This is a genomic window from Mesorhizobium sp. M7A.F.Ca.CA.002.09.1.1, from assembly GCF_003998555.1.
GTDB lineage: Bacteria > Pseudomonadota > Alphaproteobacteria > Rhizobiales > Rhizobiaceae > Mesorhizobium > Mesorhizobium ciceri.
On record NZ_RZRR01001589.1, the window covers coordinates 1 to 478 of the forward strand.

Genomic DNA, 478 nt, shown 5'->3' on the forward strand with positions numbered 1-478 from the left:
ATCCCGATACGCTTGAACCGAAATACCGCGTCATCGGCTCTGAACTGTGGTCCGACGAGCCGGGCTTCCTGGAAAGCGTCCAGGCGACCGGCGTCACCGGCATCTGCGGCTCCGGCATCATCGAAGTGGTGGCGGAGATGTATCTCGCCGGCATCATTTCCGAGGACGGCGTCATCGACGGCGGGCTTTCGGCGCGCTCGCCGCGCGTTACGGCCAGCGGCCGCACCTTCTCCTATGTGCTGAAGGACGGCTCCGCCGCATTGACGGAAGATGGGCCGAAGATCACCATCACCCAGACCGATGTGCGCGCCATCCAGCTTGCCAAGGCAGCGCTTTATGCCGGCACCAAGCTGTTGATGGAAAAGCAGAACACCGAGCATGTCGACCGCATCCATTTCGCCGGCGCCTTCGGCTCCTTCATCGATCCGAAATACGCCATGGTGCTGGGCCTGATCCCGGATTGCGACCTCGACAAGGT

General features: G+C 62.3%; 1 protein-coding gene. It reads left to right on the forward strand.

What is annotated here, in order from left to right:
* Positions 1–478 (forward strand): ASKHA domain-containing protein (locus EN994_RS34810; protein WP_127308316.1); only part of this gene is annotated, 478 nt, incomplete at both ends.